Raw genomic sequence first — 17,844 nt, forward strand, 5'->3', positions numbered from 1 at the left:
TGCTAGATGCAAGTTTTCAGCTTACCTGCTTTGTATACCAATTAGATAGCTAGGGCCATTACTCAAAGAAATATCGGCTGTTGGTACACCATTAGGGACACTCAAACTCAGGTCTTGACTATCAATATTTAATCCCACAGTCCCATTACCAGAGACTCCTGCCAATTCCACTAGTCCACCTAAAGCATTCAACGAGCCACCATCAAGGACGATATCTCCACCCACCAACAACAAACTTCGCCCATCTGGGACTCTCAGCCCTTTGAGATTATTTCCCGCATCGGTGGTTGACCTGTTCTCAATTCTGGCAGCTTGCAGTTGATTGAAAAATAGTGCAGAAGGATTGATTGCTAGTAACTCAGAGGGAGGTTGAGGATTGGTGGCACTGAAGGTGCTACCATCGCTCCATTTGAAACTGCTGGCTGTGGTTGCTAAAAATGAACCACCAATATTTAATCGCGCATTCGCTCCAAAGATAATGCCATTGGGATTAAGCAGAAATAGGTTAGCTGTGCCATTGGCTCGGATTAATCCATCGATATTGGAGATAGACCCACTTGTGACTCTAGTAATGATATTTTGAATATCCAAAGCATTATTAAAAGAAGCAGTGCCATTAGTAGGAACGGAAAACTCGCTAAAGCTGTGAAACAAATTACTTCCTGCTTGCGTTCCTCCAGTGATATTAAAGGTGTTTCCATCCCTGGCGACGCTGGAGTTCTTGGATAATGTATTATCCGAGGTAATTTGGGCAAAAGTATGCTCTTGCAAGCAAGAAATTAACACACTTCCCACCATCAAACTACTACACCAACTCCGCCAATCTGGAGTTATTCTTAACATAACAATCCTTATAATTTAGTAACTATAAGCAAGCAAGATGCTGCCAAAATATGAGTAACTTTAGCTACCATGACACCCAATAGGATTCTGTGTGAAAATGTGAGAAGTAGCAGTGGTTCCATCAATCTCTACGGACTCAAGGGCGTTCACCTTCAAATTACCTTGTTGTCCTGTAGCTGGTCTTAATATAATAAAAAACGGTGCTATCCTTATTCCACTTGCCTCTAATGATACATTTGCTCCGTCTTGAATACGCAACCTTTTAGTTGTGATCGTAAGGTCACCTACATTTCCTTCACCAAAAGTTGCACTTGCCAATGAACTAGCTAGAGGACGAGAAGTCAATGGCAAAATGGAACTACCAATCAAGTCCACAGACTCGGAGGCGTTTACGTTTAAATTTCCCGCTTTACCCGTGCCACTAGTAGAAGTCAGCACTTGTGCGCCATCCGAAACAATAAACTTGCTGGCGGTAATGTTTAAGTCTTCACCTTTTGTGTTACCTGTAGTCTGACTTATTAAGCGCACAAGAGAACCAACTAGTTCCACGGAATTTCCCCATAGCTGGATACTACCACCACTCTTACCGCTAGCATCTACCTGAGATGGAATCTGAGAATTTCGCAGCATCAATCGAATGTTCTGGAAATTCTGGACAGCTTCATATCCCAATATCCAACTTTGATCCTTTGGCTTCAAGCTGACCAGACTATTGCCAGCAACACTTCCTAGCTCTATTTGTCCTCCCTTTGCAGTTAAATTTCCGCCCTCCAGCGTGATATCACCGCCCACTAATGCCAAGGTTTTACCTGGCTTCACTTGTAGACCAACTGGTTGGTTGAAGATATTTTTTGTGCCATCTGGATTATTTGCTCGGGATTGATTACGGATCGGAGACGCAGTTGCTCCGAATTGTAAACCAATGGGAACACTTACTGTCAATAGGGGTGTAGTTTGAGGATCTGTGGCTCTAAACTTGATCCCATCAGCAAAGTTCAAACTACTCGCCGTACTCGCTATAAATGAACCGCCAATGTTCAAAGAAGCATTGGAACCAAAAATAATGCCATTAGGATTAATCAAAAACAGGTTGGTTACACCATTAACATGGATTAACCCATCAATATTAGAGAGTGACTTACCTGTTACCCGACTGATAATATTTTGAATATCTACAGCATTATTGAAAGAAGCAATGCCATTAGTAGGCACAGAAAACTCCCCAAAGCTGTGAAACAAATTACTTCCTGCTTGCGTTCCTCCAGTGATATTAAAGGTGTTACCCTCTTTTGCAACACTAGAGTTATTAGGTAAGGTGTTATCTGGGGTAATTTGGGCAAAAGTATGCTCTTGCAAACAAGCAATTAACACACTTGCCATCACCAAACTACTACACCAACACCGCCAATTTTGAATCCCTGACATAGCACCCCCATTAAACAATTCGCAATTCGCAATTACGTAAATCAGTACTGCATCATGTGACTAGTACAACACGGCGGAAACAAACAGACCATTCCAAATCAATGAAACGCTTACACTGTATACCTGTTTGAATTTTGAATTTTGAATTTTGAATTTTGAATTCCGCCTTGCAGTACTAGTCTTATTTTTCCAAGTTGTAATCCTGTACAATTGGCTCTTTAGCAATGTCTTGCAAGCCAACTACATTTAATAAGTCCACCCAATCTTGATTAAGAGTTGCATTCTGCGGATTGATACGGCGTTGTTGACCTAAATTAGTCAGGGCATCGTACCAAATATTATTGGCACTATAAACAATGTACTCTTTTGGTTTTGCTAACTTCAACTGACTATTAAGAGCCTCTGTCAGCACTTGCCTTTGCACAAACCCATCTACATAAAAGTTGTCAGATGTTTTTTCTATATCGCCGCAATAAATATGAAAGTACCAATGATATTTTTTATCTACTTTTAAAAAATATTGCGGTTGTGCTGGCAAAGTAATGCTGACGATCCCCGATTTTCCAGACAGAGAAAGAGGTTTTTGATAGACCCTTTTTACATCTTTCCCATCTAGCACTTCTTGTAACACAAATTCTCCAGAACGTGTAGTTTGTGGTAATTGAGGAATATAAAACCAAAAAGTTGGATTTTCTGCAACTGTTGATGCCAAGACTGATTCACCTGCATCACCAGGTACTAGAGCAGTAAGCTGTGTGAGATTGCTAGGACAATCAGGACTCCGCCCAGCCCCTGCTCTGCGCCGACCTGTGGGTGCGCCGTTTCTGGGCAATTTCGGTTGCTCAAAGGATTGGGAGGGCGAATTTTTAACAGTGTTTGGAATCGAATTTGTTAATTGTGCCTGCACTGATTGCGAGTAACTCATCAAACCAATAAATACCAAATAAATTACGCAAGCACGTTGAATTGGTTGATAAAGTAATTTGTTTTTAATCACGATCAAAATTTAATTATTTTCTCTTGCGAAGATACGAACGTCTAAACCATGAGATTACCATTACTTGGGTAGCTAGCAACGCTAATACTGAGGGGATAAATGGCACCCATCCAGCTAGTGTAAAAATACCAAAACATAACCCAAATACTGTTAAAAGTGTGACTATCACCGCTAATCCCAGGTGCAGCGGTTTTGAATAATACCATGCTGTAATACCTCCTACTAATGACCATCCCCATATCCAAAGTGCCTCTACCCATCCAGACCACCACCACAACAAAGGTCTGCTATCTAAAACTGCGCTGAGGATTTGACTTAGCATCTGCGCCTGTACAAATACCCCCGGTGTTTGCTTTTGCTTCGGTTTTGCATTGTAACTGAAAGGTGTTTTCCAATAATCATTTGTATTAGTGGGGGCAGAAAGACCAATCATCACAATGCGGTCTTTGAGTAATTGAACTGATTCTAATGGGATTTTTTCATCTAACACATCTCTCAAACTAATTTGCTCGGCAATTTTTTCAACCGAGTCAAGAGAACGATAATTCAACAAGATTTGATAACCAGATGCATCCACTTTTTGATAACCGCTGGTGTGTTCGTTTAATTGCTGAAACACAATATCACCAATTTGTAAATCACCTGATTTTGTAACACTTGATGTTTTGCCTTCTTTATCTAAATAATGAAGTGCTAGTTGGAGATTAAAAGCGTATTCTGTGGTACATAGAGATGTTAGGGGAGGAGTCAAATCTAAAAGCTGACGACGAGCAATATCTTCATCGTCTGCAACAAAATCACTAAAACTTAAGCGTTCTCTTGAAACTCCCAAAGGTGGCGGAATACCATCACTATCGCCATCATCATCAGTAGTAGCAACTTTGCATACAAAAAATAGACGATTATCCTCCTGAAAACGAGTAGCTAATTTTGGATATTTTGGATCTACAATCCCATTACGATAAATATCTAAACCGATAGTTCGTGGTTGGTATTTATTTAATTTATCTAATAGTAGAGCAAGGGCTTGGTCAGATAATGACCATCGCATTTGCATTCCTTTATTGAGTTGGTATTGAATATCTGCTTCATCAATTGTGATAATTAAAATCCGCTCGTCAGGCTTTTCGGTGACAAGATGCGATCGCAACTGCATAAAATGGTCAAAAGCCTGTAGTTCCGATGTTTGCAGATAACCCCCATACCGCACTCCCATGACTAAACTTGTTATCAACAAGCTAGCCAGCAATATTACTAAAACACTCTTGGTGGCGATCATCTTTCGGTGCGACTGCCAAATCATTGGCGCTGACAAGGGATTTTGGCAAATTACTGGCAACCAAGTTGCACAAGGATATTTATCTTCTATTCCTTCCAGCCTTTTTCGCGCCTCGCGCAGTGCAGAGTATAGTGATTGTCCGCTAGAAAATTCACCTAAAAAATGTTTTAAAAATTCCTGTGCTACCAAGTCTGGGACTGGTTCGCGCATGACAATGACTTGGGGAATGTGTAAATCCTCTAACGCTTCTGCTAAACCTAAACCATCACAGGAATTGAAAATTGCTAAGTGCAATCCACTCTCAATTGCTTTTTTAAGTCCATGTTTTAATTTATCTAGAGTAATTGTTGTTGTTTGATTAATTTGCAGAACTCCTCTTTCTTGACTAGAACTATGTCCAGCAAAAAATAGAATATTCCAACCTTTCTCCCAAAGTTCGTTACTTAACTCCTTTCGTTGTGGCTCAATTAAAAAATTTATTTGAGCTTGGTTTGATAATTTATCTAATAAATACTTATCTTTACTAATATCAATTCCTTGATGATTGCCAAAAATCGCTAAAATTTTGACTTTTTTTTCTTGAGTATATATTTCATTTGGTCTTTGTGGTTCTAAAAGACTAAGTGCGACTTCAGCATTCGGATAATCTTCAAAAAAGCTCCATAAATGCCAAGGAAGTCGTCGTAGTAAGTTATCATAAGTTGCAATTATAAAGCAAATTTCTTCATTGGGATTTAATTGCGTACGTAATTTTTGGTCTATTTTGCGAAACTGCTCACAATTGAGCCAAATATTGATTCTAGATGATAATTGCTGACATAAATCGTGAAATTCCAATTCCGAAAAATTTGTGAAATCACTATCTTCGATTTCCAGACGTATCCACCATCCATAGTGACGGTAGAGAGCCGAATATAGTATTTGCCAATTTCGATAAAGTTGAGAAATTTCTGGCGCTGGTGGTAAACTCCCGCGAAATTCCATCGCACGTGGGTCATTTATTAACCCAAGTTGAACTGTGACATCAGGAAAGCCTTTATGAAGGTCGCCCTTACCTAAATTCAAGACAACTAACTTACTCATTACACTCCGACAAAAAAGTATCAGATGACAAAAGTTTCCTTAATTGTGAAATTACCATGAGACACTTGGATATGAAAGCTTTCTCCAAAATCCCCTCGAAACCGTTTTAATTGAATAAAGTTATCATTACTTCGTGATACAACTTCTTGAATAATTTTTCCTGTATCTGAGAGTAAATTAATTCTCAGGTTATATGGCAAATAGAGTTTTTCAGATAAAGGATGTATTTGTACTAGTATTTCTACTTTCTGTTTAGAGAATAGTGCGAGCGCTATAAGCAGCACTAGTGATTGATTTCCTAGTTGTAGTCCTAAATCTATGATTTTTGCTCTTGCTACGCTATCTTCAGCCAACGATGAAACATTTCTGAGAGCAAATTTTTTCTCATTTATATTGCCGAAAACTTCTTCTAAAGGCAGCCAACTGTTTTCAAATAGATTCTCGAACCATTGACTTAAGTTTACCTGTATCTGGCTTGCTCTAAGTGCAGGGTGAGCGACAGTGTTAGGAATACAGTCAAAAAGGAAATTAAGGGGTTTAAGGCTTGCTAGTGATATTTGCTCTGAAGTAGTAGAAATAGTAGTTGTTCTCACAAATCCCAACAACTGCACTTCCTGAAGGCGTTCGCTAAATTGGACAGCCACATAACCAATCCTATTTTTCATTACTTCGGGGGGTAAGTAAATTGCCGTTTCTCCAGGTTTAACTGGACGACACTCTAACTTACCAATGTTAGGAATAACTAAATCGGCAACATCAAATAAAGCTCGTTTCAGGGGATGCCAACTATCACCTTTCTCTAAAGCAGTATCAATCTGCAACCATTTCAAGTAACTATAAACAGCATAAACTGCTAGTGTATTCAAATAGATTTGTTTACCTTTTTGAGGTGTAGTTTGTTCAAGAGCAAACTGGCGGGCGATCGCATGGGCTTGTTGTCCAAGTGGAATTTTTAAACAAAGCGTTTCTGTGCTACTCATGATTGTTAATTAGATTGATATCCAAGTTGAATTGCAATATCTTGTAGGAGCGGTATTGCTTTTAATTTCCAATGAGATACCAGAGTTTGGTAATTGATTTGGCTGTCGCGAGCAATCTCAGCAAGTGTATCTGGTGGGTTCTTAAAGATGAACAACAACCTTTGGCTTAGTGCTTGACAGTTGCATTCGGGATGTTTACGAGGATAACAATTTCGTAATTGCTTGTCTGGGTCTTGCTCAATGTAAAGTGCCAAGTTACTTACTAGACGTTGTTGTGACTGTTGCTGTAAATTTTCAAGATAAATTTCTAGTCCGCTCAAAATATATGGATTAGATGTTGTTCCTAATATTTGTCCTTGTTGTGACACTCCTTCCAACCAAGTTGTTATTTCTCCATCCGGATCTAAAATGCTTTTATCCAAAGACAAATGAAATTTTTTTCTTAAAGGGAAAGATGGTGAATTTAAATCTTTGACGCGCCAGTAAAGGTAGCTTTTGATCCATTTTATTAAATCATCTCGAACTGAAGATGTACGTGGCTGAAAGTTTCTAATATTTTGGCTGAACCACTCTAAAGTTTGGTTCAGGGCATCTAAAAAATAATCGGGACAGTCCAAGCTTGAGTATTTTCTAAATTCTGGTAGCCCCTGAATAAAAATCAGAAGCCGACTCATAGCTTTTCGCCATTCTCGGCTGCCATCCGGGTGTTGGCACACTGTTGCAATCAATTGGCGCAGGTGTTCATCCCGATCGTCCATAAAAGCTTTGACCAAAAAAAGTACAGTAGATACGAGACAGCAGCACAGTTCTAAGCATCGTTTTATTTCACCTTACTTATGTATCAGTTAAAAATCAGAAAATTATGAAAACTTTAGAATAGTACTTGCAGAGATATGAGTGATGCATAAATTATGACAATGGTAATAACTGCGGCAATCTTCTTTGATGGCAATCAGAGTCAAGCTTGCGATTATATGAATGACTATCATCTAGTTTATAAAATGTTAAAAAATGTTATAAAAATTACTATTAAATAAAAAATACACTGAACAGGCATATTGAGGAACAATTTTTTCATTCCTCAGAAAATATGGTTTCTTAGAAGCAGGCGCACAGACGCCCGCTCTCCAGTTAATTCTAAAATTTGGAGTTGAGATGCGATCGCTTTACTATAGCGATCTAACTTTCCATAAGTTAGAGCCACTGCTTGCGCTTATCCATTATGCAGAAAGGTAAAAGCCTCAGTGTTTCCTTGCTTTACCGACCTGTAACGCAGTAGCTCCACAACTGTAGAAAACTTATAGACCATTTCTTCTAAATCGTTGACACAATCAGTCATTGCACTTTCAAAATCCTGATGCACAAAGAATTCTGGAAGATCAAGCCGTTGCAGCCTTTGCTAAAAGAATGACAAACTTTAACCGCGTTCTATTTAAAATATTATTGCTATTAATTTGCAATTATTTAAGACTCTAAAGCAACTTAGCGAATATAGCAAGCAAATTTTAATTAAAAACATTATTATCTTTTGCTTAAAAATAATTTATATAAAATATATCAAAAGATAGATTACTAAGTCTAACTTAGATAAATTTAAGTTGATTTATACTGTAATTATATCTTGAAAAGACTTATTTATAAAAATTTTTCACACAACGCTAGTCAGATTTATAAAATTTAGAAGTTTTAATAACTTGCTCAGGTGTAACCTTTATGATAATGTCTCCTAATAGCACTAGAGTTAAATGCAAATAGTCGCAGATAGATTTTGAGTATTTCTAGAGCTAGTGTCAAGCATTATTGATAATATATCGCGTCATTAATATCAGACGTGACATTTTTCACGCACTGTGAGAATGAGTATCAATATGCAACTAGAGCCTTTACTTAAAAGGCTGTTTGTTACGGAATATAAACCAAGGGCACTAAATTTTTCCAGTCAAATTAATTTAATCAAACCATTATGTTGAATGTTAGGGTGTATTTGTGGCAATTTCACCAGCCAATACTGAAAAGAAAATTATTTAGATTTTTAGCTTTTATCCTCAGTACCATTTTAGTTGTAGTTTTGGCAAATAACAGTTTTGCAACTGCGCCTAAAACTACAGATATATTATGGGATACTTACGGTATACCGCATATATACGGAAAAGATACTCCCAGTGCTTTCCAGGCATTTGGTTGGGCACAGATGCAAAGTCACGCTAACTTGCTGTTGCGCCTCTATGGTCAAGCTAGGGGAAAAGCAGCCGAATACTGGGGAGAAGAGTATCTAGAATCTGATAAATGGGTACTGACAATGGGAGTGCCCAATCGTGCTAATTCTTGGTATCAGGCACAAAGTCCAGCTTTTCGTAGCTATATAAATGCCTTTGCAACGGGGATAAATACGTATGCCAAAGCCCATGCTGATTTAATTGACGAGCAAGTAAAAATAGTATTACCTGTCAAGCCAGAGGATGTGTTGGCACATTTGCAAAGAGTGCTGTATTTTACTTTTGTCGTCAATCAAGGACAGGTAGCAGATATTACTCATACTAAATCGAAAGCTGGTTCTAACGGTTGGGCGATCGCACCCAAACATTCTGCCAGTGGAAAGGCGATGTTGTTGGCAAATCCCCACTTGTTATGGTCAGATTTATTTGTCTGGTACGAAGCACAAATTACTGCGCCAGGGATGAATGCTTCTGGAGCAGCCTTAGTGGGAATTCCAGTTTTAGCGATCGCCTTTAACGATCGTTTGGGTTGGACTCATACCGTCAATACCCATGATGGTTGGGATGTATACAAGTTGAAATTGGCTGATAATGGTTATCTTTTTGATGGCAAAGTCCGTCCTTTTACAACATCAAAGTTTTTGTTAAAGGTCAAGCAAAAAAATGGCTCATTAGTCGAACAACCATTATTAATCAAAAGTTCTGTCCACGGTGCAGTCGTTCAAGAAAAAGATGGGTTCGCTGTAGCGCTGCGGGTTGTTGGTGCAGACCGTCCCGGTGTGTTGGAACAGTGGTGGGATATGGCACGTTCTCAAAACTTCAGCCAATTTCAAAAGGTATTGAAACGCTTGCAACTACCGATGTTTACCGTCATGTATGCAGATCGAGCCGGACACATCATGCACCTATTCAACGGTCTAGTGCCGATTCGTCAACAGGGAGACTTTAAATACTGGGAAGGCTTAATTCCTGGCGACACATCTAAGACTTTATGGACAAAAATGCACCCATACAAAGATTTACCGCGTGTAATTGACCCGCCTAGCGGTTGGTTGCAAAATGCTAATGATGCACCTTGGACAACAACTTTCCCCCCTGCCATCAAAGCAGATGATTACCCTGCCTATATGGCTCCACGAGGAGAAATGTCTTTTCGGGCACAAAGTTCTGCAAAAATGTTGGCTGAAGATCCAAAAATTTCTTTTGAGAACATGATTAAGTACAAACATTCCACCAAAATGGAACTTGCAGAACGCATCCTTGATGACCTAATCCCTGCTGCTCAAACTTATGGTGATGAATTAGCCCGTCGTGCTGCTGAAATTTTGGCTGCTTGGGATCGGAATGCTAATGCTGATAGTCGAGGCGCGGTATTGTTTTCTTTTTGGTGGCAAGAAATGGATGAAAAGCAAACCTTTAGTATTCCTTGGAGTAACAACTCCCCGCGCACCACACCCGATGGTTTAAAAGACCCCGAAAGTGCGGTGAAAGCGCTACAAATAGCAGCAACAAAAGTCGAAAAAGCTTATGGAAAGTTAGATGTTGCTTGGGGTGAAGTCTTCCGAGTGCATAGCGGAAACTTAGATTTACCTGCCAATGGTGGCGATGGCGATGAAGGAATATTCCGCGTCCTCGATTTTGCTCCAGCTAACAATGAACGCTTTCAAGCCGTCGCTGGTGATAGTTATGTTGCAGCCATTGAGTTTTCGCAACCAGTAAAAGCAATGGCTCTTATCAGCTACGGTAACGCTACTCAACCCGGTTCGCCCCATATTACCGACCAACTACCACTGTTTTCTCAGAAGCAATTGCGTCCTGTTTGGCGAACTCGGAAAGAAGTATTAGCACACTTGGAGGAACGCAAAACTTTTTGACAGCTATGAGTTATGAATTAATAGCCTGTCTGTACAGTTGGAAGTTCTGGCGATCGCAATGCTCTTTTCTGAAATTAAATTGCTATATTGATTGCAGATATTTAATACAGTGGAGAGCGATCGCCTTTGATGTGGATTGTGAATATCTCCAAGATATTACAGCGGTTTTTAAGTAATTGAACTCACGACTCCTTAGTCCCCATCTCAGTTGTAGTCTAAAATCATTTTCTTGTAATCAACCCTCTAGATTGCTCCACTAGGCGAATAAACTCACCCCGATAGCCCTCCTGGTCTTCCCCCTTCCCTTGGCTTGCCAATTTCATCACCAAATCATAACTAGCATCCCCCTTATACTCAGAGTCACGCAGCACCATCCCAAAGGTAGCTACCGCAGCAGCAAATCTCAGGTTTGTGGAGGGTATCTGGTCGGTTCTCAAATCATCATCTTGGATGGTTTGGGTAATTAGTTGACTGGTGCTGTCCTGGGGCAACTTATAGCGCAGTTTCACCTGCATCAACTCATTACCAGCAGCATCCGAGACAGTTTCACCAGAACGCTGATACCGCAAAGGGTCTATCTCTGGGAGTTTCACATCGCTTTTTGTGCCAGTGGGAATTATTTCATAAAGCGCTGTCACAGAATGACCAGCCCCAATATCCCCTGCATCTTTCTTGTCGTCATTGAAATCCTGGTTTTGCAGCAGGCGGTTTTCGTAACCAATCAAGCGATATGCCTGAACTTTCGCCGGATTAAATTCCACCTGAATTTTCACATCCTTGGCAATAGTAAACAGAGTTCCCCTAAGATCGTTAACTAAAACCTTTTTGGCTTCCAATAGGGTATCGATGTAAGCGTAGTTGCCATTACCCTTATCAGCCAGTTGCTCCATTTTTCCGTCCTTATAATTGCCTGTGCCAAATCCCAACACCGTCAGGAAAATTCCCTGGTCTCGCTTTTGTTCAATTAATCGCGTCAGGTCGCCATCACTAGAAACCCCAACGTTGAAATCTCCATCGGTAGCTAAAATTACTCTGTTATTACCAGACTTGAGGAAGCTTTGTTTGGCTATTTTGTAGGCGAGTTCAATACCCTGGCCGCCAGCAGTCGAGCCTCCAGCCTCTAAGCGGTCAATCGCCGCCAGAATTGTTGATTTCTGATTACCAGGAGTAGCAGGTAAAACCAATCCAGCATTCCCAGCATAGACTACCAAACTTACCCGGTCTTCAGGACGCAGTTTATTCACCAGCAATTTCAGGGACTGTTGCACCAAGGGTAATTTGTTCGGGTCATCCATAGAACCGGAGACATCAATCAGAAATACTAGGTTGCTGGGTGGTAAGGTTTCGCTCTCTAGGCGTTTACCTTGCAAACCCACCTGTACCAGCTTGTGTTGAGGATTCCAGGGAGCAGCAGCAACTTCAGTGGTGACGGAAAAAGGACGTTCGCCTTTTGGTTGGGGATAATTGTAGGTAAAATAATTGATCAATTCCTCAATTCGCACTGCATCCTTGGGTGGTAATTCCCCTTGAGTAATAAACCGTCGCACGTTGCTGTAAGATGCTGTATCTACATCAATGGAAAAGGTGGAAAGAGGGTCATTACTAACGCGATGAAAGGGATTATCTTCAATCCGATTGTAGTTTTCTGTATTGAATCTGCTACCTATTTGTGGTTCCGGGGCAACCCTTCCAATACTGCCACGAGTTTGGAGTTTAGGCATATTCGCACGGTTAACAACTTGATCCTGCATAGATGAGCCAGACGGAATACTAAGGGGTAGGGCTGTGGGTAAAGGTTGAGTCTTTCGGGTAAACTCAGCTTGAGTCCGTTCTCTGGTAGTCGGAGTGATGGGACGACGAGCTTCCAATTCATCTATCGGACTTTTTAAGGTTGCTAACTCCGGTGCAAATTCTGACTGCAAGCGTTGGAGAATTTTTATATCTGCTGGGGTAACGATCTTGGGATCGGTCGCTATTAGCTCATTGCTGCGATTCACGCAGGCATTCAAGACTGTGGCAAACTCAGTCCGGGTTACAGGAAGAGTGCCAAAGTTTTGGACGGGGACGACACAACTATACTGTTGTACTAGTGCCTGGAGTGCTTGGTAGTCAGGGTGATTGGGTAGAATGGAAGTTTTTGGAGTAGAACTGGCAGGAGTCTGATTGGCTGGAATCGCAACTGTAGCAGACTGACGTAAAACAGCAATTCCTACTGAAGGTATCAATAAAAACAATATTACAATATTGACTCGCTGCCACATTTTGGATGGAATCGGGTAAGACATGGCTAAATCCTCACACTAAATTTTTTTGTCACTTTTGACTATTTACCTAGAATAGTCCTGAGCAGCTTGGGATTTGATAACCGTTTCAGTTTTGGTAACTGTAATTTATACAACACTAACCATTCCCATCTAGCATTAGGGAATATCACAGTGTTTGTTGGTATCGGCTCAATAATCCGGGTTAAGTAAATTACTCAGTCGCTTAACTCCAGATACTCATTTGTGACAAAGCTGGCGTGAAGTTTGATGAAGTTGTATTAGAGTTAGGAAACATCAGAAATCGGGCAACCTGGAAATAAAGTTTTACCCGATAAATAAAAACTAATGGATAAACAGCAAGTTATAAAACTGCTAATTGGTGATTTGACTTGGCAACGGCTGGTTAAATCTTTAATCTTTATCTATCTATTTTTTGCCGCATTTATATATTTTCGGGCAGATAGCATGATTTTTCTATCTCAAGCTTCTAGCTATCAGGATGATCCAACAATTCTGAAGTTAAGGAGTGGGGAAAATACGAATATCTCAGCTACATACTTATTGAATACTCAAGCTAAATATACTATTCTTTATTCTCATGGTAATTCTGAAGATTTAGGAGATATCAAACAGATCCTAGAAAAATTACACGCATGGGGTTTTAGTGTCTTTGCTTTTGATTATCGCGGTTATGGTACGAGTCAAGGAAAGCCGACAGAAAGTCACGCATACGAAGATATCAATAGCGCTTACAATTATTTGACCCAAAATTTAAAAATCCCACCTGAAAAAATTATAGTTTTGGGACGTTCGGTTGGCGGTGGTTCGGCGGTAAATTTAGCAATGCAGAAACCAGTAGCTGGTTTAATTCTTGAAAGCTCGTTTATTTCGGCTTTTCAAGTAATAGTACCTTTTCGGATTTTACCTTTTGATAAGTTTCCTAATCTGGACAATATCAAAAAAGTCAAATGTCCGATATTGGTGATTCATGGAAAAGCAGATAACATAATTCCTTTTACTCATGGAGAAAAGTTGTTTAATACTGCAACATCTCCAAAACTTTATTTGTGGGTTGAAGAGGCAAATCATAACGATTTATTCTCGATAGCTGAAGAAAAATATCGTCAAAATTTGCAAGAGTTCACTAACCTTATCAAGGCAAATCAGCAATTATCCCGTCCCAGTAATTCGTAATTGCTCTTTGTGAAGTCGTCATTGAAACCTAAATAAATTCGGATGAAGTGAGGATGTGTGACAAAAGTAACATATCCTAGCATCAGAGATTTCTGACAGAAATCTGTAAAATCAAAGATTCTACAAAGGCGATCGCATGACCAACGGTGTAATAATGCAGTATTACCATTGGTATATCTCCAATGATGGTACGTTATGGGACAAGCTGGATAAAACAGCCAATGAGCTAGCTGATGCAGGCTTCACTGCCTTATGGCTGCCGCCAGCTTATAAGGGCAGTGGTGGAACATGGGATGTTGGATACGCAGTCTACGATTTGTTCGATCTGGGTGAGTTCGATCAAAAAAATACTGTTCGGACAAAATATGGAACACGCGAGCAATACTTAAAGGCTATTAAAACGGCCCAGCGTGCAGGTATTCAAATCTATGCCGATGTGGTTTTCAACCACAAAGATGGTGGGGATGAAATAGAACGCATCTCGGCCCAAGAAATGGATTGGAATGACCGCAACCGTCCAGTCAGCGATTGGTACGAAATTGCAGCTTATACAAAGTTCAATTTTTCTGGTCGTGGAGATAAGTACTCCAGTATGAAATGGTATTGGTGGTGCTTTGATTCATTATCATATAACGCAGATACCCAAAATGCAGACAAGCTCTACCGCCTTAAAGATAAATATTTTGAGACAGAAGTTAGCCACGAACATGGCAACTATGATTATTTAATGGCCAACGACCTGGATACAGGTAATGACCTCGTGCGCGGTGAGTTGATGTATTGGGGGCGTTGGTTTGTTGACACCACAGGTGTAGATGGCTTTCGCATTGACGCTGTGAAACATATCCGCTCCACTTTTTTCCGTGATTGGTTAAATCACCTGCGAGTTCATTTTGGTGGGCGGGAACTGTTTAGTGTTGGCGAGTACTGGTCTCAAGATATCGATGCCTTACACGGTTATATTGCTTCTAGCGATGGGCGTTTGTCGTTATTTGATGTGCCTCTACATTTCAAGTTTCACCAAGCTAGTCGCCAAGGTAGTAGTTTCGATCTGCGATCGATTTTTGATAGAACCTTAGTTAAAGAACAACCTGCCCTAGCTGTTACCTTTGTTGAAAACCATGATACCCAACCTTGTCAATCCCTAGAGTCGCCTGTTGAACCTTGGTTTAAGCCCTTAGCCTATGCACTAATCTTACTGCGTCACGAAGGCTATCCTTGCGTTTTCTATGCAGATTATTATGGGGCACAATATCAAGATAAAGGACGTGATAATACCCTTTACTCTCACCGTTTTTTGATTGACAAGTTCTTGAAAGCGCGTAGAGAATACGGTTTTGGCGACCAGCATGATTACTTTGACCATCCCAATACTATCGGTTGGACGCGCTTAGGTAATAGGGAACATCCGGGTGCAATGGCTGTAGTGCTGACCAATAGCTCAGCAGGGAACAAGTGGATGAACGTATTCCGACCCAATCAGGAATTTTACGATGCCACGGGACATATAAACGATATCATTCACACCAATAACGACGGATGGGGAAATTTCCCATGTCCAGGTGGTTCAATATCGGTCTGGCTACAAAAATAGTTTGAGTAGAAAACTAAGGTTAAAGAGGTAGATAGTAAGGAGTTTTTTCCACTATTTATCTCTTTTACAATAGTATTCAACGTAGAATGGAGCAAAATTTTCTACAGGATTACGGAATTGCAATGACATCGCTTGAAGTCATAATCATCGGAACACAAACTGACTGCATTCACTGAACTTTTTGCTTGACCTAACTCCAAGCAAGAAATCTGAAAACAGCCAAATAACTAAAGCTATTAAGGAGATAAATTAACATGAGCGAGAATAATAACTCACAATCCAAAACAAAAAAACAACCTCCTAATAATGGAAGACCAACAAAAACTGAATTCATTAACTCCGAACAACAGCCCAAAACACCAAAACTATCAGATATTAATTGATTAGGAGTAATCCCAATACTACTCGGTTAAGAAAATTTTTAGGTTGGGTTGAATGGAGTGAAATCCAACAAAGCCCTGAAAATGTTGGGTATAAGAAACTAGAAGTCTAACAGAAATATTCACTTGCTGCTATATTTTGGGAACCAATGGTTCCCATTTTTTTTATCTCTAATCCCATCGCTTATTGATTCAATAAGGGCAAGCAAATAGTGAAACAAGTTCTGCCTGGCTGCGACTCAAATGAAAGTGTACCGTGATGGCGATTTTCTACAATCCGGCGAACGGTTTGCAAACCCAGTCCTGAACCATGCCCCACTGATTTGGTGGTGAAGAAAGGTTCAAAAATGCGGGTTTTAATTTCAGGTGGAATTCCACTGCCAGAATCGATGATGTCAATATGGCCATAGCGATCGCAAACCCACTGCAATCGCTCTTTAGGAAGTTGTTGAAGAAGGCTTTAGTCTCAGTTTATCAGAATTCGCAAAAAACCCGATCCGTCTGATAGCTCAAAATTTATTAATTCCAGCAGAACGACGATAAAGTAACCAGATAAACAGGGGTGAACCCAGCAAAGCAGTGACGGAACCTACTGGTAGTTCTACTGTTCCTAGTCTAGAGAGTAAATCTGCAAAAGTGAGTAACCATGCACCTGCAAGGGCGGAAAGTGGTAAAACAAAGCGATGATCTGTACCAACAATCAGGCGGACACCGTGAGGAACAACAAGACCAACAAATCCAACCAAGCCACTGATGCTGACTGCACCTGCGGCTAATAAAGTGGCGACACCACCAATTAACAGGCGCGTTCGCGTCAACGAAAGCCCTAAACTCACAGCTAAATCATCTCCCAAAGCCAGTATATTTAGCGATCGCGCCAGCAAGCATCCTCCGATCAATGCAACGATGATATAAGGTGCAGGCGTAGCAATTTCTTGCCAACCCCGTCCATTAAGACTACCAACTAAGAAACTGAGTGCAATTTGAATTTGCCCATCTTCAGCCAAAAGCAGCAATGTACTTTGTACAGCACCAAATAAAGAACTCACCGCCACTCCACCTAAAATCAACCGCTCAACAGAAATTCCTGACCCCGAACGACCGAGTAAAATTACGATGGCGGCAGTTAAAATTGCTCCTATCCATGCTGCTAAAGGAATTGCGATCGGGAATATTTGGCAGACAATCATCAGAATTACAAGTAGTCCTGCACCTGCTGAAATGCCCAAAATAAATGGATCGGCAAGACTATTACGTAACATTCCTTGCAGCAAAGCTCCTGACATTCCCAAAGCTGCGCCGACAACGATCGCAGCCGTAATGCGCGGGAGACGTAAATCCCAGAGAATTGTCTGTTTTACCGGATCACCTTTGTGGAGAATGGCTTGCCAAAATTCCGACATATTTAAAGGTACTGCTCCTTGAGAAAGCGACAGTGCTAGCGTTACCACCAATGCTGTACCAAAGAGTAAAACAGCCCAAAATACGCGGTGTTCAGTAAAAATGGTCTGAAATGGTTTAGTCAAATTTCGCCATCCTTTCTCCAAAACAGTCAGCCTGAGCTTCCAAAATTTCTTCGTCACCCAGTTAATTTTATCTACCTATATATAGCAAAGTGCTGAGTGCTGTTAGCGTCAGCGGGGCGTTTAGCCCGTGCTGAGTAGAAACCCAGTTAAATCAAGGCTTTTAGCAATCAACATTGTCCTAACCTATGT

Annotated in this window: 15 protein-coding genes; 5 read left to right on the forward strand and 10 right to left on the reverse strand. The window is 40.5% G+C overall.

Annotated elements, in window-relative coordinates; translation table 11 throughout:
• Positions 1–21: 21 nt before the first annotated feature.
• From HWQ58_RS16400 to HWQ58_RS16430, 7 genes are all read right to left on the reverse strand, one after another.
• Entirely contained in the window at positions 22–843 is an 822-nt protein-coding gene (locus HWQ58_RS16400; RefSeq protein ID WP_292864476.1) for a filamentous hemagglutinin N-terminal domain-containing protein, read from the reverse strand.
• A 60-nt stretch (positions 844–903) separates the two neighbouring features.
• Complete coding sequence (locus HWQ58_RS16405; RefSeq protein WP_292864479.1) at positions 904–2,268, reverse strand: filamentous hemagglutinin N-terminal domain-containing protein; 1,365 nt, start codon at positions 2,266–2,268, stop codon at positions 904–906.
• A gap of 181 nt (positions 2,269–2,449) precedes the next feature.
• A complete protein-coding gene (locus tag HWQ58_RS16410; protein ID WP_292864482.1) occupies positions 2,450–3,265 on the reverse strand; it encodes a DUF928 domain-containing protein in 816 nt (271 codons plus the stop codon).
• A 13-nt stretch (positions 3,266–3,278) separates the two neighbouring features.
• Positions 3,279–5,627, reverse strand: coding sequence for a CHASE2 domain-containing protein (locus HWQ58_RS16415; protein ID WP_292864485.1), 2,349 nt, complete (start codon positions 5,625–5,627; stop codon positions 3,279–3,281).
• Positions 5,628–5,647: 20 nt separating this feature from the next.
• On the reverse strand, positions 5,648–6,607 hold the full coding sequence (locus HWQ58_RS16420; RefSeq protein WP_292864488.1) for a DUF1822 family protein: 960 nt from the start codon (positions 6,605–6,607) through the stop codon (positions 5,648–5,650).
• 5 nt (positions 6,608–6,612) lie between these two features.
• The gene (locus tag HWQ58_RS16425; RefSeq protein WP_292864491.1) at positions 6,613–7,365 is read right to left on the reverse strand and encodes a hypothetical protein; all 753 of its coding nucleotides are present in this window, start codon (positions 7,363–7,365) and stop codon (positions 6,613–6,615) included.
• Positions 7,366–7,688: 323 nt separating this feature from the next.
• Positions 7,689–7,811, reverse strand: coding sequence for a hypothetical protein (locus HWQ58_RS16430; RefSeq protein WP_292864494.1), 123 nt, complete (start codon positions 7,809–7,811; stop codon positions 7,689–7,691).
• A gap of 759 nt (positions 7,812–8,570) precedes the next feature.
• Between HWQ58_RS16430 and HWQ58_RS16435 the strand changes: the two genes are divergently transcribed.
• Both HWQ58_RS16435 and HWQ58_RS16440 read left to right on the forward strand, forming a co-directional pair.
• Positions 8,571–10,697, forward strand: coding sequence for an acylase (locus tag HWQ58_RS16435; protein ID WP_292864497.1), 2,127 nt, complete (start codon positions 8,571–8,573; stop codon positions 10,695–10,697).
• 5 nt (positions 10,698–10,702) lie between these two features.
• On the forward strand, positions 10,703–10,873 hold the full coding sequence (locus tag HWQ58_RS16440; protein ID WP_292864500.1) for a hypothetical protein: 171 nt from the start codon (positions 10,703–10,705) through the stop codon (positions 10,871–10,873).
• 45 nt (positions 10,874–10,918) lie between these two features.
• Here the strand turns inward: HWQ58_RS16440 and HWQ58_RS16445 are convergent, their stop codons facing one another.
• Positions 10,919–12,982, reverse strand: a complete 2,064-nt coding sequence (locus tag HWQ58_RS16445) for a VWA domain-containing protein (RefSeq protein WP_292864503.1) — start codon at positions 12,980–12,982, stop codon at positions 10,919–10,921.
• Between the two features lie 324 nt (positions 12,983–13,306).
• Here HWQ58_RS16445 and HWQ58_RS16450 point away from each other — a divergent pair, with 324 nt between their 5' ends.
• The 3 genes from HWQ58_RS16450 to HWQ58_RS16460 all read left to right on the forward strand — a co-directional run bounded on the left by HWQ58_RS16450 (position 13,307) and on the right by HWQ58_RS16460 (position 16,132).
• Positions 13,307–14,155, forward strand: a complete 849-nt coding sequence (locus tag HWQ58_RS16450) for an alpha/beta hydrolase (protein WP_292864506.1) — start codon at positions 13,307–13,309, stop codon at positions 14,153–14,155.
• A gap of 136 nt (positions 14,156–14,291) precedes the next feature.
• Positions 14,292–15,749, forward strand: coding sequence for an alpha-amylase (locus HWQ58_RS16455; protein ID WP_292864509.1), 1,458 nt, complete (start codon positions 14,292–14,294; stop codon positions 15,747–15,749).
• A 254-nt stretch (positions 15,750–16,003) separates the two neighbouring features.
• Positions 16,004–16,132 carry a hypothetical protein gene (locus HWQ58_RS16460; protein WP_292864512.1) on the forward strand — a complete coding sequence of 43 codons (129 nt, stop codon included), beginning with the start codon at positions 16,004–16,006 and terminating at the stop codon, positions 16,130–16,132.
• A gap of 181 nt (positions 16,133–16,313) precedes the next feature.
• Here HWQ58_RS16460 and HWQ58_RS16465 read toward each other — a convergent pair whose 3' ends face one another.
• On the reverse strand, positions 16,314–16,559 hold the full coding sequence (locus HWQ58_RS16465; protein ID WP_366838073.1) for an ATP-binding protein: 246 nt from the start codon (positions 16,557–16,559) through the stop codon (positions 16,314–16,316).
• Between the two features lie 79 nt (positions 16,560–16,638).
• The gene (locus HWQ58_RS16470) at positions 16,639–17,655 is read right to left on the reverse strand and encodes an iron ABC transporter permease (RefSeq protein WP_292864514.1); all 1,017 of its coding nucleotides are present in this window, start codon (positions 17,653–17,655) and stop codon (positions 16,639–16,641) included.
• Positions 17,656–17,844: the final 189 nt, after the last annotated feature.

The sequence above is a fragment of the Nostoc sp. LPT genome, assembly GCF_017115165.1.
In the GTDB taxonomy this organism is placed as follows: domain Bacteria; phylum Cyanobacteriota; class Cyanobacteriia; order Cyanobacteriales; family Nostocaceae; genus Nostoc.